Raw genomic sequence first — 19,239 nt, 5'->3', positions numbered from 1 at the left:
CGATACCACCATTTTCGCGCTCTGAGCACTGCACTGGCGGCATACGGCTATCTTCTGCCGGAGGCAATCGCCATCCGCAACTTTCCGCGCGGCGAATATTGCGCGATCGGCTCAGGTCACAACCAACGGCAGCCGCGGCCGGCGCCGAGCGAGCAGAACGAGGATCAGCACCGTTGCGCAGGAGAACACCAGCGTGAGGCCGAGCGCGCCGCGGCTGCCGAACGCGGTGAGCAGGCCGACCAGGAGCGGCGGCGATATCGCGGAGGCCAGGTTGAGCGGCAGCGCGATCATCGACATCGCCTTGGCGAACTCGGCCTGATCGTAGAACACCAGCGGGATGGTTGCCCGCGCCACCGCCATCGCGCCGCTGCCGGCGCCATAGAGCAGGATGAAGGCCGCGACCGCCCAGGTGGCGCCCTCGCTCGTCATCAGCAGCAGCATGGCGACCGGCAATGCGCTGCCCGCGACGAGCCCGGTCGTGATGCCGTCCCATCGTCCGCCGCCGAGGAAATCCAGCCCGCGGGCGCTGACCTGGATCACGCCCAACATCGAGCCGAACAAAAGCGCCTGAGCCGGCGCCAGCCCCTCCGCCCGCAACAGCTCGATCAGGATCGCACTGACGCCGAAATTGACGAAGGCGTTCAGCGTGATCGCGGCGACGACGAGGCCGAACGTGCTCCGTGCAATCGCAGGCGGCAGCGAGCGCTTGACCGGCGCGGCGCCCTCGTCCTTTGCGATCTTCCGGCGCGGCGCGCAGAACGCATAGAGCGGGAGGCTGACGAGAAGCATCATCGCGGCGTAGACCAGGCACGTCCCCCGCCAGCCGAGGTGACCGCTCAGGAACGAGGTCGTCGGCCAGAAGATGCTGCTGGACAGGCCCGTCACCAGCATCAGCGCGCCGATCGCGTTCTTGGCCTGCCGGCCTGCGATCTCGTTCAGCATGATATAGGCGCCGGTCGACAGCGTGGCGCTTCCGGCGATGCCGAGCACGATCCACGCGGCGAAATACAGGACTGGCTCGCGCGCCAGCGACAGCAGCACGAAGCCCGGCGCGGTGACGATCGTGCCGACCATCATGACCGTCCGCGCACCATGCCGCGCAAACGACTTGGCGAGCAACGGACCGCACAGGCCCATCGAGACGTAGAGAACGGACGTGCCGGCGAACACCGCCGGCAGGCTCATGCCGAGATCGGCGGCGAGATCGCGCCCGACGACGGCGGGAAGCCCGATCGTGCCCCATCCGACCAGCTGCGTGATCGCAAGCACCAGCAGGACCCCGATGAGCCTGCCGTCAGATTTCAAGAACTGCATTCCAAACGTCGCCTGCCCGGCAGGCGCCGAGTACGCCTGTAACACCTGTCTACTCGGAGACTCCGTGCACGGGAACGCCGGCCGCCGAATGGCAGGCGGCAGCCGGGAGCATGTCACGACGAGGAGTCGCCCTACCGTGTAAAGCCGAGCAGCGATCGCGCTTCAGTCGCGGTCGCAACGCGCCGGCCGTGGCGCGCGACCGCCTCGCAGGCCAAGGTCACGAGCTCGGCGTTGCTGGCCGCGAGGCGCGTCTTGTCGATGCGGATATTGTCCTCGAGCCCGGTGCGGACCGCGTCCGCGCCGCGGGCGAGCGCCCAGCCCATGACCTCGGCCTGATGGCGGCCAATTCCGGCTGCCGTCCAGGTTGCCTTCGGGATCAGCCGCCTGAGCTCGCCGAGGAGAATGTCGAGCACGTGCTCGTCCGCCGGCATCGCGTTCTTGACGCCCATGACGAACTGCACGTGCGGACGCGCGTCGATGAGGCCCGCCTCGATCAGGCGGCGGGCGCCATGCAGATGCGACAGATCGAAGATCTCGATTTCCGGCCGGATGCCGTTCACCTTCATGCCGGTGGCGAGCGTTTCGACCAGCGCGGCGCTGTTTTCGTAGACGATGGTCGGAAAGTTCACCGATCCCGTGGAGAGCGAGGCCATGTCGGGCTTGAGGTAGAGCGCCGATCCGCGCGCCGAGGGATCGCGGCCCCGCCCGCCGGTCGAGAACTGGACGATCATATCAGGACAATGCTTTTTGATCCCCTCCTGCACCTGGGCAAAACGCTCGGGATCGGAGGACGGCGTCTCGTCGTCGTTGCGGACGTGGATATGCGCAAGCGTGGCGCCCGCCTCGAAGGCCTGGTGCGTCGATTCGATCTGCTCCGAGGGCAGGATCGGCACCGCCGGATTGTCCTTCTTGCGCGGAACGGAGCCGGTGATGGCGACGGCAATGACAGCGGGGTTCATCCAGCGACCTCATGATCTTCGCGCTCGCGCGCATAACGTTCGGCCAGTCTTGCTACAAGTGAAACCCTGTCGCCGCAACATCCGTCGATCGCAGCGACAGGGCCTTTTCGTCTGAATCAGGTCGGAACTGCGGTCGCCCGGCCTGCTGTAGCCGTGCGGCTGGCGGCGGCGCGCGCGATGACCTCGAGGCGACTACCTCGATGAGGCGACTACCTCGATTCAAAGGCCGCTACGGAAATGACGGAGGAGTGCCGCCCGCCGCGGGCGATTGATCGTCTGGCCGGTTGGCCGCAGCGGAGCCCCTCACGCGGTGTGGCCGGGATCCACGTGCTTCGGCGTCTTCTTCTCGCGCTGCGGCGTCATCTTGGCCGGATCGGGCGCGCCCGGCACGCCGCGCGGGCCGAGCTGGTCGCGCTGGATGTCGTCCTCGGAGCGGGTTGGCTCGACGCCGTTGGGCTCACGGGGCTTGGTCATCGCGTCTTCCTTCTCAAGCGTTGTCCCGGACGCCGAGCGCGTTGCCTCCCGCCTCGCGGCCGGGCACGCTGACCTGAACTTCATGTCCCTCACGCAGCGCGAGGGATGCGGCGGCGACTGCGGACTCGAACGCGGCTTCCTTGGTGGCGTAGGTGTTCTTGACGTCGCCGTCATGCAGCACGCCCCATTCGTCCCGCACCGGCACGATGGCATATTGCGCAAGGCCCATTGTCCAAACTCCTGGCTCTAGATTTCAGAAAAAAGGTCTGCACGACAACGCGCCTGCGCCCTTAACGTTGCGTCAGCTGCGGATGGGTCGCGCTCACTCGCCAGACCGTGTTGCCGCTGTCGTCCGCAACCAGAAGCGCGCCGGTCTTGTCGATGGCAACACCAACGGGGCGGCCGCGCGCCTTATTGTCGCTGTTGAGGAACCCGGTGACGACGTCCTGCGGCGGGCCGCTCGGCTTGCCGTCTTTGAACGGCACGAACACGACCTTGTAGCCGCTCAGCACCTGCCTGTTCCAACTGCCGTGCTCGCCAACGAAGGCGCCGCCGCGATAGGCGGCCGGCAGGCTGGTGCCGGTGTTGAAGGCGAGCCCGAGCGGGGCGACATGCGAGCTCAGCGCATAATCCGGCACGATCGCCCTGGCGACGAGATCCGGCCGCTCCGGCTTGACGCGGGGATCGACGTGCTGGCCGAAATAGCTGTAGGGCCAGCCGTAGAAGCCGCCGTCCTTCACCGAGGTCATGTAATCAGGCACGAGATCGGGACCGAGCTCGTCGCGCTCGTTGACCACCGTCCACAATGCGCCGGTCTGCGGCTCGAAGCTAAGGCCGTTGGGATTGCGCAGGCCGCTTGCGAACACGCGCCAGCGGCCGCTGGCGCGATCGACCTCGAGGATGGCGGCGCGATTGTGCTCGGCCTCCATGCCCCTCTCGGCGGCGTTGCTGTTGGAGCCGACGCCGGCGTAGAGCTTCGAGCCGTCGGGGCTGGCGACCAGGCTCTTGGTCCAGTGATGGTTGATCGGACCGCCCGGCAGCGGCGTCAGCACCGTGCCCGGCGCGGTGATCTTCGTGTCCCCTTCGGTGTAGGGATATCTGACGATGGCGTCGGTGTTGGCGACATAGAGATAGTTGCCGACCAGCGCGACGCCGAACGGCGAGTTGAGATGGTCGAGGAAGATGCTTTGCGTCTCCGGCACGCCATCCCCGTTGCTGTCGCGCAGCAGCGTGATGCGGTTGCTCGCGCCGCTGTCGCCGCCGGAGGTCGCCCAGGACTGGATGACGCCCATCACGAGTTCCTTGGGCCGCTTGATCGGAGCGCCTTTCGGCGCCTTGGATTCCACCACCAGCACGTCGCCATTGGGGAGAACGTAGAGCGAGCGCGGGTGCTGCAGGCCGGTGGCGAAGGCCTTGGCCTGCAGGCCCTGCGCGACCGTCGGCGTCTCGTCCTTCTTCCAGCCGACGATGCGGGCAATGTGGACCGGCGGCAGCAGATATTGCTGGATTTCGGGAAGTGCCGGATTGGCGCCGACCTGCGCGTTGGGATCGCCGCTGCCGTCATTGCAGCCGGCCAGCCCAAGCAGCGACGCGCACAACAGCGCGCGGATCATCGCAGACGTCATCGTGCAACTCCCACGCCGTGGCCATAGACGAGAGCCCAGCCGAGCCACCCCGTGATCGGCAGGATCAGCACTGTGAGCGCGGACAAGGCGAGCCCGCTCGGCCACACGGAAGTCCAGCCATCGCGCATGTGGATCATCAGATTGACGATCGAAAGGATCAGCACCACGGCATTGCCGATCAGATGCGGCCAGGCCGGCGCCTGCGCCCGCACCAGCCGATTGCCGAGGAAGTCGATCAGGCCCGCGATCGCCGCCAGCACGCCGAAGACGATTCCGGCGAGCAGCAGCCAGGCCGAAAAATTCGCCCACATGATCTCGGCACTGGCGACATAGGCGATGTCGGTCAGCAGCGCCCCGACGAAACACGTAATCGGGATCGGCACCAGCATCGGATGAATCGGATGACCCGCGATCTGCGCGGTGGAACGCACGCGCACGTCGTCTTGCACGGTTGGCCTCGTGACTTTCACCCTTGCCCCCACGGCGAACTCCTGCTCATGACGAAGGTTCCTCCGCGTGCTGCACCGCGCCTGGAGCGAGGCTGCACCGCGCAAGGGGAACTGAATGGGACATCCGGAAGTCTTGACTGGATCAGCCTTTCGGAGACCGCAGCGTGGATCAGTCTGGCGACGGCGCCTCATTCAACCCAGCATCCAAGCTCGACGGCGTGTCGCGGCGCCAGACCAGGCAGATCGAATCCCAGAGCAGGCCAAGCGCCGCGCTGATCCATGAGACGATCCGCGCCGAAGGCGAGCAGGAGCTGGAGCGGCGATGGTGGGCCATCGTGCTGTCCGGTTTTGCTGCCGGCCTTTCGATAAGCCTGTCGCTAATCGTTCAGGGCGAGTTGCATGCGCTGATCTCGGATGAGGCGACCCGCCGCCTGGTTGCTCCGCTCGGCTACACCGTCGGCTTCCTGGTCGTCGTGCTGGGACGACAACAGCTCTTTACCGAGAACACGCTGACACCGATCCTGCCGCTGTTGCACAACAGGGATCTCGGCACCTTGGCGAGCGTGCTCAAGCTCTGGATCCTGGTTCTCGCCTCGAATATCGCAGGGACCTGGGCGGCCGCCTCCGTGCTCGCTCGCACCAGCATCTTCGAACCTCGCATCGTGGACGCCTTCATCGATCTCAGCCGGCCGACGATCGAGGGGACGTTCTCGAGCACCTTCGTCAGGGCCATCTTCGCCGGCTGGCTGATCGCCTCGATGGCCTGGCTTCTTCCGGCTGCCAAAGGCTCGCGCGCACACATCATCGTAGTGATGACCTATGTGGTCGCACTCGGCCAGTTCTTGCACATCGTCGCGGGTTCGATCGAGTGCGCCTTTCTGGTGCAGAGCGGCCTGGCCTCGTTCAGCCAATATGCCTCCGACTTCTTCATACCCACGCTACTCGGCAATATTATCGGCGGAACGACCCTGGTTGCGCTGCTGAACTACGGACAGGTCGCCGCCGAAATCGATAACCACAGGGGATAGAGCCTGCACGAAGCGGCTGCTTTGGACAGGAACGATAGCGCCGAGCTGGGTTTGCCTTAGCAATCAACGCGGTCACTGAGCATCGAGAGCAAGAGCCCATTCGACAAGGAACCGGCCGAAGGATCACGCGACATCATTGATCGCGAACTTCAGCGCGGCCACGAGGCCGACAAGAACAAGGTCGATCATCTCCCCGGCGTGAAGGTCAGCGGACAGCCTCAAGGCGGCGCGGTCGATCGCGCACGGAAGGAACGCGAGCGACGGGACGAGGAATAGCTGATCGGCCGTCAAGCCACGGGCGGCTATCTAGGAAATGCCCTGCTGGGATATCGCGTCCAACAGGTTCTGGAGCGGGTGAAGGGAATCGAACCCTCGTATTCAGCTTGGAAGGCTGCTGCTCTACCATTGAGCTACACCCGCGTTACGGGCTCCCTAACACGGCCGGGCTGCGGTCTCAACTGCCCAGGAGGTCGCTTTCCGGCGTCTTCGGCGGCCTTGCGAACCACCCGGGTTCCTGCGGACCCGCCGCCCCTTAACAGCGGCGGGATCGCCGCCTATATTGAAGACTTCCGAAACCAACGAAAGGAGGTGATCCAGTGTCTTATCTCAAGCGCTGTCACCTCGCTGGGATCGCCCGCTAAGCTTCGAGTAGGGCTTGGCATCGGGGCGCTCTCAGCCCTGGACCAGCGAGCAAGAAATCGGGCGCGACGGGGCTTCCCCGCCGCGCCTTTTTCGTCTGTCGCCGCGGCTCAGGCGGGCGGCTCGCCGGCAAGCACCTCGCGAATCTTCTGCGACAGCTCCGCCTTGCGGTATGGCTTGAACAGCAGCGCCACGCCGGGATCGAGATGTCCGTCGTGGACGATGGTGTTGTCGGTATAGCCGGAGGTGTAGAGCACCCTCACTCCCGGCCGGCGGAGCCTGACGGCTTCGGCCAATTCATGCCCGTTCATGCCGCCGGGCATGATGATGTCCGTGAACAGCAGATCGAATCGGGCACCTTGGTCGACCAGCGTCAGCGCGGACGCGCCGTCGCTCGCAGCGAGCGTGCGGTAGCCGAGGCCGCCGAGTTGCGCGATGACATAGCCCTGGACCAGCGGATCGTCCTCCACCACGAGTATCGTCTCCCGCCCGCGCGCCGTGGCGGGCGCTTGAACCGGCGCCGTCCTGGCCACCGCCTCGCCCTTTGCCCGCGGCAGGAACAGCCGCATCACGGTGCCGCGCCCCTCCTCGCTTTCGATCGCAACAGTGCCGCCGCTCTGGCGGGCAAAGCCGTAGACCATGCTCAGCCCCAGACCGGTGCCGCGGCCGACCCCCTTGGTGGTGAAGAACGGCTCGAAAACACGCTCGCGGATATCGGCCGGAATGCCGTGACCGGTGTCGCCGACTGCAACCATCACGAAGGCGCCGCGCACGCCCTCACCAGCGGTCCCCGTGCCGTCGAGCTCGCGGTTCGCGGTTTCGAGGGTGAGCTTGCCGCCGCCCGGCATCGCGTCGCGCGCATTGACGGCGAGGTTGACGATCGCGGAGGACAGCTGCGACGGATCCACCATCGCGGACCAGGCCTCGTCGGCGAGCCGCGTCTCGATCTCGATTTGCTCGCCGAGCATCGGCCTCAGCAGCTTCGCGGTCTCGACCACGAGCGCGTTGACGTCGATCTCGCGCGGCTCCAGCGGCTGGCGGCGCGCGAAGGTCAGGAGTTGCGAGGTGATCTCCGCCCCGCGCGCGGCCGCATCATCGATCAATTGCGCGATCGCGGCCAGCTCGGGCTTGTCCGCAAGCCCTTCCTGGATGATCTCGATCGTGCCGGTGATAACCGTGAGCACGTTGTTGAAATCGTGCGCCACGCCGCCTGTGAGCTGGCCGATCGCGTCCATCTTCTGGGACTGACGCAGCCGCTCCTCGATCTCGTGCTGCGCGGTGAGGTCGGTCGCGGAGCCGCGGTAGCCGAGGAACCGTCCATCGTCGTCGAAAACCGGCTTGCCGTTGACGCTGAAATGATGCATCCGCCCGCGCGTGTCGCGTCCGCGATACTCGAATTTGCGGAACGGCTCGTGACGGTCCAGCGTCGCCAGATGCGCGCGCCATTTTTCAGACTCGGTATCCCGATCGAGCGCAGTATCGATGCGACGCGTGCCGATCCGCACTTTGGGATCCATTCCGAAGGCAATCACCCGGTCAGAGAGATAGGTGAAGCAGTGGTCCGGCCCGGTTTCCCAGAACCAGTCGGACGCGGTTTCGGCATAGTCGCGGAAACGCTCTTCGCTCGCCCGCGCCTCCGCTTCGGCGCGCCGGCGGATGGTCAAATCGCGCTCGAGATTGGCATTGGCCTCGCGCAGCTCGCCATAGGCCTGCTGGAGGTTCGCGCACATCGCGTTGAAAGCCTCGATCACCTTGTCCAGCTCGTCGGCATCGGAGAGCGGCCGGCGCTCCAGGCGTAACGGCGGTGGGGGCCGGGTCAGGCTGTATTTGTTGACGTACTCGGCGATGGCCGCAAGCGTCTCGATGTCGGTCAGACCAGGCTTCGCCGCCGTCGGCGCGATGGCGTGGCTGCGCTTGGCGTCCTCGTCAGCTGCGTTGGCCATGCACCATGTTCCCGAAATGGCGGCTCGCTGCTGCGGTCGAGCGGTTGCAGTCTCGAGCAATCCATGGGCTGAGACGCGCCCGTCTCGTCACCCGATGCAAGCGACGTCCCGTCGGCCCGCGAGCTCGAAGTCGGCAAGTCACGTCTTCCGCCCCCGCAGCGGCACTGCTGGGCAAATTATCACTGCTCGTGCTAAAATGTCATCGGTGAAAGTCCGGTATGGCTCGCGGGACGAGCGCGCAATGATCGTTGCGACCGGGTGTGCAGGCGCCAACTTTGGCGGCTAGCCGTCGCCTGCCTGTCGCTGCTCGCCACTGACCCTGCGTTGGCGCAGGACACGATCCGGCTGGCGCGCATCGCCTGCAACCACTACCTGTATGAACGTCATCGCGATCTGGTGCCTGAGGTCGGCAAGGTCATCGCTCAGATGCAGGCGAGCGGCGAGCTGGCCTCGCTGCGCGAGGCGCTGGTCAAGCAGGTCTTGAGCGGGCAATGACGAATGCGGCGTCAGCCGGCGCGAAGCCGCTCGCGCAGCGCGACGGCGGCGATCAGCATGCCGACGCACCAGGCCATGACCGCGCGGTGCGGCTCCTCGCCGAGCAGCACCGTGACCAGAGCATGATCCGGAAAAGTGTGTAGCGGTTTTCCGAAAAGATCATGCTCAAACATAACCTCTGGTCAGAAGGCACGGGACGATGGCCTTGGAGGTCCGGCTCATCAGCGCGAGCAGGAACGGCATCGCCGATCGATATCTGCGGAACGTCCATCTCGAACGCCCGCCTCGCCGCAAGGCTTCAGAAGCCGAAGAAGTTGAACGCGCGCCGCAGTTTGCCGCGCCGGCTCTCGACGATCCGCTCGCCGCCGTTCTCGGCCGAGCTGCCGTAATAGCGGTGATGGCCGGCCTGGTCGTGCAGATCGGCCGGCTCCGACTGCCCTGCCCGCCGCGCGTCGCAGATGATCTTGATGGTATGACCCGACATTGCCGCCTCCAGCAAAGAACTTGTTGTTTATGGTCCATCAGTCGCGACCAGTTCCGGCGGCGTTCACATGGGCGAGGACGCAATCGGGTTTCAGGACGGTTTCGCCGCTTGCGGGCCACGCAATATTTTGCTTCGGAAGTGTCGGCACGGGCCGCCGTGCCACGTCCTCAGGACTTGCGCAGAAACAAAAGCAGAAAAGAACGAGGTGACGATGCTGTACGCCATCCTGGCCTATCACGTGGAAGACGAGGTCCTGTCCTGGACGGCGGAGCAGGACGCCGCGGTCGTCGCCAAGGTCATCGAGGTTCAGGCGCCGCTGCGGGCCAGCGGGCAGTTTGGTCCGGCGGCCCGGCTGGATGAGACCCGCAAGGCCCGGACCTTGCGCGGCCCCGGCGCGGGAATGGTGCTGGACGGGCCGTTTGCCGAGACCAAGGAGCAGCTTCTCGGCTTCCACTTGATGCAATGCGCCACCGAGGAGGAGGCGATCGAAGCGGCGCGGAAGCTGCGCGCGGTCAATCCGACGGCGGTGTACGAGATCCGCCCGGTCAAGCTTTACGTGCCGGCCGATGGGTTCGGCGCGACATAGAAGCGCTGGATCAGGAGGCCGCCAAAGGCAAAACACCAGATGTAGGGCGCGATATGCGGCGCAAACGCCGCAACGATGGTGCCCGGGATGAACACGGCGACCGGAAACAGCGAAGCCATGATCTCGCGGCCCCAGCCGCGCAGGATGGTCCACCACAGCAAGGCATTGAGGCCGCCGATCGTGGTCAGGTGCAGGCCGTAGAGCACCGCCACCGCGCTGCTCATGGCGTAGTTGGTGTAGAGCCCATTGGTGACCGGCAGCAGCACGATCGAGAGCAGGAAGAAAAGGTTGAGGACCACCATGCCGCGGCTGCCGACGGGCTGACGTGCCAGCCGGCGGTGATGGCTGATCCAGAACACCCCGGCGATGATGAAGCTGAGCGCGAAGCCGGCAAGCTTGCCGGAATACACCCGCGCGAGATCGTTCCAGTCGGGTGCGCCACTGAACACTGCCGCCTTCGGCAGGTCGTAGGCCAACAGCGTCATGGCGACGCCGAAAATGGTGTTGCTGAGCGACTCCAGCCGCCGCATCTCGAATTGTTCGGGCTTGAGCTCGGTCATCTCGCCATGGGGTGCTGGAACCAAAGGGCCGTCATCCCCCTAAATCCTAATTCCAGTTCCGTCCAGCCGCATTGCGATTCGCGCCGGGATCGCCGAGTCTCATCCTTTCACCGGGGCGATTCGTGGCGACATATCTGGACACGCTCAATGCGGAGCAGCGCCGCGCCGTCGAGCATGGCGTGGCCGACGGCGCAACCGTGGGCGGCCCCCTGCTCGTCATCGCCGGTGCCGGCTCCGGCAAGACCAACACGCTCGCCCACCGCGTCGCGCATCTGATCGTCGCAGGCGCCGATCCCCGCCGCATCCTGCTGATGACGTTCTCCCGCCGCGCCGCGGCGGAAATGGCCGGAAGGGTCGAGCGCATCGCGCGCAAGGTGCTGGGCGAGAACAACGCCGCAATCATGCGCGATGCGCTGACCTGGGCCGGCACCTTCCACGGCATCGGCGCGCGGCTCCTGCGCGAATATGCCGAGCGGATCGGCGTCGATCCCGCCTTCACCATCCATGACCGCGAGGATTCTGCCGACCTGATGAACCTGGTCCGGCACGAGCGCGGCCTGTCGAAGACCGAGAGCCGCTTTCCGGCCAAGGGCACCTGCCTGTCGATCTATTCCCGCTGCGTCAATGCCGAGATGGAGATCGAGAAGGTGCTCGCCCAGCATTTTCCCTGGTGCGCGGGCTGGGCCGCCGAGCTGAAGGGTCTGTTCGCCGCCTATGTCGAGGCCAAGCAGGCCCAGCACGTGCTCGATTACGACGATCTGCTGCTGTATTGGTCGCAGATGATGGGCGATGCGCTGATCGCTCAGGAGATCGGCGGCCGCTTCGACCACGTGCTGGTCGACGAATATCAGGACACCAACCGTCTGCAATCCTCGATCCTCTTGGCGCTCAAGCCCGACGGCCGCGGCCTCACCGTAGTCGGCGACGACGCGCAGTCGATCTATTCGTTTCGCGCCGCCACCGTGCGCAACATCCTGGACTTTCCGCAGAGCTTCTCGCCGCGCGCGGAGATGATCACGCTCGACCGCAATTACCGCTCGACGCAGGCGGTGCTGTCGGCGGCGAACGGCGTGATCGGCCTCGCCCGCGAGCGCTTCACCAAGAACCTCTGGACCGACCGCACCTCAGGTCAGAAGCCGCAGCTCGTCACCGTGCACGACGAGGCCGACCAGGCGCGCTACATCGTCGAGGCGGTGCTGGCGAACCGCGAGCAAGGCGCGCTGCTCAAGCACCAGGCGGTGCTGTTCCGCACCTCCTCGCATTCGGGTCCGCTGGAGATCGAGCTGACCCGCCGCAACATCCCCTTCGTCAAGTTCGGCGGCCTGAAATTCCTGGATGCCGCGCATGTCAAGGACGTGCTGGCCGTGTTGCGCTTCGCCGAGAATCCGCGCGACCGCGTCGCCGGCTTTCGCATCCTGCACCTGCTGCCGGGTATCGGGCCTGCGACCGCACAGCGCGTGCTGGACCAGATGGCGGAGAGCACCGACCCGCTTGCCGCGCTCGGCCGGCTGCCGGGGCCGGCGCGCACCGGCGAGGACTGGACCTGTTTCGTCCGCACGGTCGAAAACTTGCGCTATTCGGAATGGCCCGTCGATCTCGAACGGGTGCGGCTCTGGTACGAGCCGCATCTCGACCGCATGCACGAGGATGCCGAGACGCGCCGCGCCGATCTGATGCAACTCGAGCAGATCGCGAGCGGCTATGCCTCTCGCGAGAAATTCCTGACCGAGCTCACGCTCGATCCGCCGGATGCGACCAGCGACAAATCAGGGCCACCCCTGCGCGACGAGGACTACCTGATCCTCTCCACCATCCACTCCGCCAAGGGCCAGGAGTGGAAATCGGTGTTCGTGCTCAACGTCGTCGACGGCTGCATGCCGTCCGATCTCGGCGCCGGCACCAGCGCCGAGATCGAGGAGGAGCGCCGCCTGCTCTATGTCGCGATGACGCGCGCCAAGGACGATCTGCATCTCGTCGTGCCGCAGCGGTTCTTCGTGCACGGTCAGGCCGCCAGGGGCGACCGCCACGTCTACGCCTCGCGCACCCGCTTCATCCCGGAGCAATTGGTCTACCTGTTCGAGCGCACCGCCTGGCCGAAGGCAGCAAGCGGTGCCGCGCGCACCGCGGCGCAGGGGCCGAAGATCGACATCGGGGCGCGGATGCGGGGGATGTGGCGGTAGACACAAGAGGCTAGTGTCGAGACCTGTCAGGATAACTGGAACAACAGAGGTCCGACATGAAAGCCGTTGTCGTCGAGCAATACGCCCCCATCGATCAGATCGAGCTGAAGGACGTACCGCCTCCGTCCATGGAGGCGGGACAGCTGCGCATCCGGGTGGAAGCTGCCGGGATTGGCTTCGTCGACGGGCTGAAGATCGAGGGACGCTACCAGACCAAGGACCCCCTGCCCTTCATTCCCGGGACGGAGTTCGCGGGGGTGGTGACGGACGCGCCCGGCGCACCGGGCGGTTACCAACCCGGCATGCGCGTAATGGGCATGACGCGATCGGGCGCACTGGCCGAAGAGATCGTCGTTAGGCCTGAAGCGGTCCATCCCCTGCCGGATGGCGTCGCAGCCGAGGTCGCCGCCTCGTTTCGCGCCAATTACCTGACGGCCCTTTATGCGCTGGGCGCGCGCGCTTCGCTGGCCGCAGGCGAGCAGCTTCTCGTGCTGGGTGCCGCCGGCGGCACTGGGATTGCGGCCGTCCAGATTGGAAAGCTGCTCGGCGCTCGCGTCATCGCGGCTGCATCAACACCAGAGAAGCGCGAGTTTGCGCAGGCGCATGGCGCCGATGCGGTGATCGACTATACGCAGGCCGGCTGGCGCGACACGCTCAAGGAGTTGACGGCAGGACGTGGCGCGGACGTGATCTTCGATCCCGTTGGCGGCGAAATCTCGGTGCAGGCATTTCGATCCATCGCCTGGCGCGGACGCCATCTCGTGGTCGGCTTTGCCGCCGGCACCATCCCCGCGCTGCCGTTCAATCTGCCGCTGCTGAAAGGCGGCGCTCTGCTCGGCGTCGATCTTGCGCAGATTCCAACGCGCGAGCCCGATGTGCAGAAGCGCCTGATGTCACAATTGACGGACTGGCTTGCCGATGGCCAGTTGAAGCCCGTGGTCGGCCAAGTCTTCGCCTTCGAGGATTTCCGCGCGGCATTCAAGACGATGCAGACGCGCGCTGCGCTCGGCAAGATGGTGGTGCGCATCGGGCGATAAGATCCACAAACGGAAACCGAGCATTTCCGCACGTGCGCTTGTGACCGGGCTGCGGTCCCTTAGATGTGGCCGATCCTCCCACAGAGACTTGATCGATGACCCCACCGCTCGAATTCGGACTGGATACCTTTGGCGACGTCACAAGAGATGCGTCCGGCGACATGATTCCGCATGCGCAGGTGATCCGCAACGTGGTCGACGAAGCGGTGCTGGCGGACGAGCTCGGTCTCGATTTCATCGGTCTCGGCGAGCATCACCGCGCCGATTTCGCGATCTCCTCGCCGGAGACCGTGCTCGCGGCGATCGCATCGCGCACCAGGCGCATCCATCTCGGCTCGGCCGTGACGGTGCTGTCTTCGGACGATCCCATCCGCGTGTTCCAGCGCTTTGCCACGCTGGATGCGGTCTCGAACGGACGCGCCGAGGTGATCCTCGGCCGCGGCTCGTTCACCGAATCCTTCCCGCTGTTCGGCTTCGACCTGCGCAAATATGAGGAGCTGTTCGAGGAGAAGCTCGATCTGTTCGCCGCGCTCTTGTCGCAGCAGCCGGTCACCTGGCAAGGCAAGCTGCGTCCGCCGCTGAAAGATCAGCTGGTCTATCCGCCGGTCGAGAACGGCAAGCTGAAAACCTGGATCGGCGTCGGCGGCAGTCCGCAATCGGTGGTGCGCGCCGCGCATTACGATCTGCCCTTGATGCTGGCGATCATCGGCGGCGATCCCGCGCGCTTTGCGCCCTATGTCGAGCTCTATCATCGCGCCTTCAGGGAGTTCGGTCGCCCGGCCCAGCCGATCGGCGTGCATTCGCCGGGCTACGTCGCCGAGACCGACGCGCAGGCGCGCGAGGAGCTGTGGCCCGATTACAAGGCGATGCGCGACCGCATCGGCAAGGAGCGCGGCTGGCCCCCGATGGGACGCGACGAGTTCGTCCATGAGGCCGAGCACGGCTCGCTCTATGTCGGCGCGCCGGAAACGGTGGCGCGCAAGATCGCGAAGACCGCAAAGGCGCTCGGGCTTTCGCGGTTTCAGTTGAAGTATTCGGCGGGGCCCTTGCCGCACGAGAAGCTGATGCGGAGCATCGAGCTCTACGGGCGGAAGGTGGTGCCGATGGTGCGGGAGATGATGGGGTAAGCGGGCTTGAGAAACAGTCCCAGTCCGCCTACGCCCTGCGGGCTACGGCGCGACAGCCTTCGCTCACTTCGCGCCACGAGCACTTGTGCTGGCTTGCCTAGCCGTAGCTCGCGAAGCGAGCGAAGGCTGGTGGGGGAGGCAGGACTCGAACCTGCGAAGCCATGAGGCGGCTGATTTACAGTCAGCTCCCTTTGCCACTCGGGACACTCCCCCGCTCGACGGCAGCACAATCGGGCCGGACCTTGCCGGCGGACCGAAGACGGCCATGGAACGTGAAGGCCGCGGCAACCCGTATCGGGGCGCGACCGGGCGCGTTTATGGGCGAAGCGGTGGGGCAAAGTCAACCGAGGCAAGCAGCTAAAATCGCCCTCGAAGCCACTCAAATTGCCATATTGGGGTCCCCGTGACACAAGCGAGCCCATGAAGGACAAAAAATTCGCCCCGAGGGGCCCCCGCAGGGGGGCTAAGCCCTTCAACAAACCAGGGAAATCGACCGGCCGGCCGGCTTGGCGCGAACGCGATTCGCACCCCGACGGGCCCGTCATTCTCTATGGCTGGCACACCGTCACCATGGCCCTCGCCAACCCGCAGCGGCGGATCCGCAAGCTGACGCTAACCGAGAACGCCGCGCGGCGGCTGGCGGACGAAAACATCGCGACCCGCATCGCGCCCGAGATCGTCCGTCCCCAGGAGATCGACCGCCTGCTCTCGCCCGACGCCGTGCATCAGGGCCTGCTCGCCGAGGCCGATCCCCTGCCCTCGCCGGACATCGAGACGCTCAAGCAGGAAGGCATGGTGCTGGTGCTCGACCAGATCACCGATCCGCACAATGTCGGCGCCATTCTGCGCTCTGCAGCGGCCTTCGCGGTGAAGGCGATCGTGACCACCGCGCGTCACAGCCCCGAGGCGACGGGCGTGCTCGCCAAGGCCGCCTCCGGCGCGCTGGAGCTTGTGCCTGTCGTCACGGTGCAAAATCTCGCCCGCGCCTTAACGGCGTTGAACGAGCGCGGCTTCCAGACCGTCGGTCTCGACAGCGAAGGTACCGAGGACCTCTCGAACGTCACACTGCGCGAGCCGCTCGCGCTGGTGCTCGGCGCCGAAGGCAAAGGCTTGCGGCAATTGACGCGCGAGACCTGCAGCGTCGTGGCGCGGCTCGACATGCCCGGCGAGATCAAGAGCCTCAACGTCTCGAATGCGGCCGTACTCTCGCTCTATGTCGGCGCGAGCCGGCTGGGGCTGATGAAGCGCTAGCGCTTTAGGCGCCGCGCATATCCGGACGATGCTAGACTACGCCTGTTTTGCCCGACGGATCAATCTAAGTCTCTGTTTTTCCGAAATTTGGGGTTCGAACAATGAGCTAATGAGCGATGCTCGCTCATCTCGGGCACATTGCGCTTCAAGTCCTTGATTTCACTGTTCCCGGCTACTGTGCATGGGGTTGTTTTGAAGAGAAAGCAAAACGCCCGTCCGCATCACGCGAACGGGCGCTTCGCAAATCTCAACCGATCAGAGATCAGTAATAGCGGCGCAGCACGCGGTGACCGCCATAATAGCGCGGCGCATGGCGGTGGGCGTAGCCGTAGCGGTGAGCATGGCCGTAGTGAACGCGCGGCAGATAGCCGTAGCGGGGACCGTAGCCGTAGCGATAGGGACGGAAGTACGGGCGGCGATAGGGATAAGCGGCCGGCGGCGCGACCGCAGCGGCACGATAGCCATAGCCATAGCCGTAATTGGCGGGCGCGACGACCGCGTCCTCGCGATAGGTCGGGTACGGCGCGAAGGCGCCCGGACCGGTATAGGTCGGACCCTGGTTGACGTAATAATACTGCGTGGTCGGCTCGGCGAGACGCTCATAGGCGCCGTAGCCGTAGCCGTAGCCGTAGCCGTAGCCATATCCGCCGCATCCGGTGTTGCAGCCGGTATAGACCGGCGCCACCGGCGCGCATGTGGTGAAACCGCAGGCCGCGGCCGGCGCGGTGGCGGCGAACATCACGGCAGTTGCCGCGACCAGTCCCGAAATCATTTGACGCATTACTCTCTCCTGTTGATTTCCGTTTTTGGTTTTCACGTTTCTCAACCCGGCGGCCTGCCGGGTATCTCTGTGCGCGGCCGCGGCCGCGGGGGCCGAGGACGGTCGTTGATCTCGGGCGCGTAGATCACCGGCGGCGGATCGACGGGCGGATCCATCTGCGCCGGCAGCGGCGCGGACGAGGCACCCCAGCTCTGGTGGTAGCTCTCGGCGGGCTTGGGCAATTTGCGGTTCGCCGGCGGCTCGACCTCGAGCCGGCCGTAGCCTGGCCGCAGGCCCAGCGTCGGATAATAATGGCCGACGTTGTCGGGCTGCCGCTCGGCGATATAGCGTCCGCCATAGATCGTGGGCTGCACCTGCTGGCCCTTGCCGAGGCCCCAGGTGCCCTCGACGACGGCATAGGACGCATCGATGTTGTTGATGATGACAGGCACGCCGGGACGGCCGGGAACGACGATCTCGAAGCCGGCTGCAAACGCGGTTGCAGGCAGTCCGATCAGAAAGGCGGCGAGCGCCACGGCACGCATGAGGAGACCCCGGTTATCCGGGCGCAACCTATCCGATCGCGACGCAGAGAGAGTTAAGGCCTGCTCACCAAATTCCGGTAAGCCTAACGTGCAAGGATTGCGCGCCGCTCAAATGTTGCACGGCGAGCTAGTGAAGCGTTAACGGCGCGGAACCGCGCGGCTGGAACAGCGTACTGCTCACATCGGTTTGACGGCTCGCATCCGAAAAATCCCAAGGTTGCATCGGAACGTCCTGCGCCGTCGGCGTTTAGCTCCTGTCAACAAAATGGGAGCGAACAACCATGACCATCAAGCTTCTCGGGGCCACGGCGATCGCAGCGACCATGCTGGCAGGCTCTGCCATGGCGCAGACCGTCGTCACCAATCAGGGCCGCTGCTCGGCGCAATTCCCGAACGCCAATTGCCAGACCTTCGGACCGGGACAGGCCACCACCGAGAGCGGCTACCGCCACCGCCGCGCGGCCTATCGCCAGACCAACCGCGACTGGAATAACGACTGGAACAGGAGCCCCACCGGCTTCTGGCCGACCGACGTTGCGGCGGGCGCTGTCGGGACGGCGGCCGGCGTCGCGGGCGCCGCGATCGGCACCGCCGGCGCGATTGCCACCGCCCCATTCCGAGGTTGGGACAATTCCTACGCCTATGACAATTCGTGGGACCGCGGCTGGGACAATCGTAGCTGGGACAGGCGCACCTATGCCCAGCGCAACGGCTTCGTCTGTACGCCCGGCACGTACTTCAAGGGCGCAGACGGCCGCCGGCAGCTCTGCCAGTAAGCCGGCTTGAGCCGAACGCGACACATCGGGCGGCCCGCGCGGCCGCCCGATTCACGTCCTGCGACGACGACCTGCCGGTTCTGGCACTTTCCGATCAAGTCTGGTATTGCGGCGCGCACGGGTAGACGGGGCCCGGCGCGAGCCGAGCTCTGCCCTGCCTCTTGAGGCATCGCCGGCTTAGCTCAGCGGTAGAGCAGCGGTTTTGTAAACCGAAGGTCGGGGGTTCAATCCCCTCAGCCGGCACCAGCTTCTGACGCGAAGCTATTCTCCGGCAGCTCATCCAGCCGCCAGAGCCCGAGGCTCTTGTCGCGCCAGCCGCCACCGCCCTCCTCGCAACGCTCGTCGATCAGTGCCTGCGGTGCCGGCCAGCCGAACGGCGCTTTCTCCATGTTGAGCGCGCGCCAGTCGCCATCCTCGCAATCGTGATTGTCGTCCCACTCCGGAAAGGTCGTGACGAGCAGGAAGCGCGCGCCGCTCATCCGAAATTGCGCGAGCGCGCGATAGATGTTCGCAAAGCTCAGATGCACCAGGCAATCCCGGCAGAGAATGACGTCGGCGTGCGGCAGCGCATCGCGCGTGATGTCAGCAACGAGAAACCGACCGGACGAACCGTCGGCTGCGACACGCCGGCGGTTTGCATCGATCAGCGACGGTACGATGTCGATGCCGGTGTAATCGATATCGAGCTCGAGCCGGCCGATCCAACCTGCATCGCCGCAGGGCGCATCGAGCAGCGAGCGCGCGCCGAGCCGTTGCAGCAATGCAGGCAGCGCCTCCTGGATTGCGGCTGTGGCGACATCCTCCGAGCCGAGGCCGGACACCGAAGTGGCCGCGCCCCAGAGGTTGGTCCGCTCGATCCGCGCGAACCGCGCGGCGAGATCCAGCCCTGAGAAATTGTCACGGTCGGCAACGAAGCGTTCGTGCGCAAGCACGGGAGGACGATCGGCGGTCATTGGGCGAGCCTTTTGCGGCACGCGCGCACTATACAACCCAGGCGAACTGTTCGA

The 19,239-nt window shown here is 65.6% G+C and carries 20 protein-coding genes, 3 tRNA genes and 2 pseudogenes; 9 read left to right on the top strand and 16 right to left on the bottom strand.

Annotation, left to right across the window (positions count from 1 at the left end; translation table 11 throughout):
- Positions 1–111: 111 nt before the first annotated feature.
- The 6 genes from I6F24_RS05910 to I6F24_RS05885 form a co-directional block, all read right to left on the bottom strand.
- Entirely contained in the window at positions 112–1,314 is a 1,203-nt protein-coding gene (locus I6F24_RS05910; RefSeq protein WP_225151385.1) for an MFS transporter, read from the bottom strand.
- A gap of 131 nt (positions 1,315–1,445) precedes the next feature.
- Positions 1,446–2,273: a 3-keto-5-aminohexanoate cleavage protein gene (locus I6F24_RS05905; protein WP_225151383.1), complete on the bottom strand. Its 828-nt coding sequence runs from the start codon at positions 2,271–2,273 to the stop codon at positions 1,446–1,448.
- Positions 2,274–2,576: 303 nt separating this feature from the next.
- A complete protein-coding gene (locus I6F24_RS05900) occupies positions 2,577–2,747 on the bottom strand; it encodes a hypothetical protein (protein ID WP_225124870.1) in 171 nt (56 codons plus the stop codon).
- 13 nt (positions 2,748–2,760) lie between these two features.
- On the bottom strand, positions 2,761–2,976 hold the full coding sequence (locus I6F24_RS05895; RefSeq protein ID WP_036010879.1) for a hypothetical protein: 216 nt from the start codon (positions 2,974–2,976) through the stop codon (positions 2,761–2,763).
- Between the two features lie 61 nt (positions 2,977–3,037).
- Positions 3,038–4,372, bottom strand: a complete 1,335-nt coding sequence (locus tag I6F24_RS05890; protein ID WP_225151380.1) for a sorbosone dehydrogenase family protein — start codon at positions 4,370–4,372, stop codon at positions 3,038–3,040.
- Entirely contained in the window at positions 4,369–4,821 is a 453-nt protein-coding gene (locus I6F24_RS05885; RefSeq protein ID WP_225151378.1) for a DUF2231 domain-containing protein, read from the bottom strand. The genes I6F24_RS05890 and I6F24_RS05885 overlap by 4 nt, the downstream gene beginning before the upstream one ends.
- Before the next feature lie 164 nt (positions 4,822–4,985).
- Between I6F24_RS05885 and I6F24_RS05880 the strand changes: the two genes are divergently transcribed.
- Positions 4,986–5,849 carry a formate/nitrite transporter family protein gene (locus I6F24_RS05880; RefSeq protein ID WP_036010870.1) on the top strand — a complete coding sequence of 288 codons (864 nt, stop codon included), beginning with the start codon at positions 4,986–4,988 and terminating at the stop codon, positions 5,847–5,849.
- Positions 5,850–5,972: 123 nt separating this feature from the next.
- Here the strand turns inward: I6F24_RS05880 and I6F24_RS05875 are convergent, their stop codons facing one another.
- The 3 genes and pseudogenes from I6F24_RS05875 to I6F24_RS05865 all read right to left on the bottom strand — a co-directional run.
- Positions 5,973–6,140, bottom strand: coding sequence for a hypothetical protein (locus I6F24_RS05875; RefSeq protein WP_225113253.1), 168 nt, complete (start codon positions 6,138–6,140; stop codon positions 5,973–5,975).
- A 55-nt stretch (positions 6,141–6,195) separates the two neighbouring features.
- Positions 6,196–6,269: transfer RNA gene (locus I6F24_RS05870), tRNA-Gly, on the bottom strand.
- Positions 6,270–6,598: 329 nt separating this feature from the next.
- Positions 6,599–8,344: pseudogene (locus I6F24_RS05865) on the bottom strand (ATP-binding protein); the annotation flags it as partial.
- Positions 8,345–8,797: 453 nt separating this feature from the next.
- Here I6F24_RS05865 and I6F24_RS05860 point away from each other — a divergent pair.
- Positions 8,798–8,926: pseudogene (locus tag I6F24_RS05860) on the top strand (ABC transporter substrate-binding protein); the annotation flags it as partial.
- 11 nt (positions 8,927–8,937) lie between these two features.
- On the opposite strand, the gene I6F24_RS05855 reads toward I6F24_RS05860, so the two are convergent.
- A complete protein-coding gene (locus tag I6F24_RS05855) occupies positions 8,938–9,099 on the bottom strand; it encodes a hypothetical protein (protein ID WP_225113254.1) in 162 nt (53 codons plus the stop codon).
- A 125-nt stretch (positions 9,100–9,224) separates the two neighbouring features.
- Positions 9,225–9,410, bottom strand: coding sequence for a hypothetical protein (locus I6F24_RS05850; RefSeq protein ID WP_036010865.1), 186 nt, complete (start codon positions 9,408–9,410; stop codon positions 9,225–9,227).
- Between the two features lie 211 nt (positions 9,411–9,621).
- Between I6F24_RS05850 and I6F24_RS05845 the strand changes: the two genes are divergently transcribed.
- Complete coding sequence (locus I6F24_RS05845) at positions 9,622–9,996, top strand: YciI family protein (RefSeq protein WP_036010863.1); 375 nt, start codon at positions 9,622–9,624, stop codon at positions 9,994–9,996.
- On the opposite strand, the gene I6F24_RS05840 is transcribed toward I6F24_RS05845, so the two are convergent.
- Entirely contained in the window at positions 9,963–10,556 is a 594-nt protein-coding gene (locus I6F24_RS05840) for a TMEM175 family protein (RefSeq protein WP_036010860.1), read from the bottom strand. The two genes, I6F24_RS05845 and I6F24_RS05840, sit on opposite strands and share 34 nt — an antisense overlap.
- Positions 10,557–10,678: 122 nt before the next feature.
- On the opposite strand from I6F24_RS05840, the gene I6F24_RS05835 reads away from it, so the two are divergent.
- From I6F24_RS05835 to I6F24_RS05825, 3 genes are all read left to right on the top strand, one after another.
- Entirely contained in the window at positions 10,679–12,736 is a 2,058-nt protein-coding gene (locus tag I6F24_RS05835) for an ATP-dependent helicase (protein ID WP_225113255.1), read from the top strand.
- 56 nt (positions 12,737–12,792) lie between these two features.
- Complete coding sequence (locus I6F24_RS05830; protein ID WP_225113256.1) at positions 12,793–13,773, top strand: NADPH:quinone oxidoreductase family protein; 981 nt, start codon at positions 12,793–12,795, stop codon at positions 13,771–13,773.
- Positions 13,774–13,868: 95 nt separating this feature from the next.
- Positions 13,869–14,900, top strand: a complete 1,032-nt coding sequence (locus I6F24_RS05825) for an LLM class flavin-dependent oxidoreductase (protein ID WP_225113257.1) — start codon at positions 13,869–13,871, stop codon at positions 14,898–14,900.
- A 127-nt stretch (positions 14,901–15,027) separates the two neighbouring features.
- On the opposite strand, the gene I6F24_RS05820 is transcribed toward I6F24_RS05825, so the two are convergent.
- A tRNA-Tyr gene (locus I6F24_RS05820) sits at positions 15,028–15,113 on the bottom strand.
- Between the two features lie 207 nt (positions 15,114–15,320).
- On the opposite strand from I6F24_RS05820, the gene rlmB reads away from it, so the two are divergent.
- A complete protein-coding gene (rlmB, locus tag I6F24_RS05815) occupies positions 15,321–16,151 on the top strand; it encodes a 23S rRNA (guanosine(2251)-2'-O)-methyltransferase RlmB (protein ID WP_036010853.1) in 831 nt (276 codons plus the stop codon).
- A 262-nt stretch (positions 16,152–16,413) separates the two neighbouring features.
- Here rlmB and I6F24_RS05810 read toward each other — a convergent pair whose 3' ends face one another.
- Positions 16,414–16,932: a hypothetical protein gene (locus tag I6F24_RS05810; protein ID WP_225151376.1), complete on the bottom strand. Its 519-nt coding sequence runs from the start codon at positions 16,930–16,932 to the stop codon at positions 16,414–16,416.
- 41 nt (positions 16,933–16,973) lie between these two features.
- On the bottom strand, positions 16,974–17,456 hold the full coding sequence (locus I6F24_RS05805) for a hypothetical protein (RefSeq protein ID WP_109143325.1): 483 nt from the start codon (positions 17,454–17,456) through the stop codon (positions 16,974–16,976).
- Between the two features lie 281 nt (positions 17,457–17,737).
- Between I6F24_RS05805 and I6F24_RS05800 the strand changes: the two genes are divergently transcribed.
- Together I6F24_RS05800 and I6F24_RS05795 are read left to right on the top strand one after the other, a co-directional pair.
- A complete protein-coding gene (locus I6F24_RS05800) occupies positions 17,738–18,232 on the top strand; it encodes a hypothetical protein (RefSeq protein ID WP_057029593.1) in 495 nt (164 codons plus the stop codon).
- Between the two features lie 171 nt (positions 18,233–18,403).
- Positions 18,404–18,478, top strand: a tRNA-Thr gene (locus I6F24_RS05795).
- Here I6F24_RS05795 and I6F24_RS05790 read toward each other — a convergent pair.
- The gene (locus I6F24_RS05790; protein ID WP_225151374.1) at positions 18,466–19,185 is read right to left on the bottom strand and encodes a class I SAM-dependent methyltransferase; all 720 of its coding nucleotides are present in this window, start codon (positions 19,183–19,185) and stop codon (positions 18,466–18,468) included. The two genes, I6F24_RS05795 and I6F24_RS05790, sit on opposite strands and share 13 nt — an antisense overlap.
- Positions 19,186–19,239: the final 54 nt, after the last annotated feature.

The organism is Bradyrhizobium sp. BRP23 (assembly GCF_020194135.1).
Lineage (GTDB): Bacteria > Pseudomonadota > Alphaproteobacteria > Rhizobiales > Xanthobacteraceae > Bradyrhizobium > Bradyrhizobium yuanmingense.
This window is presented reverse-complemented; position numbering and strand designations above follow the sequence as displayed.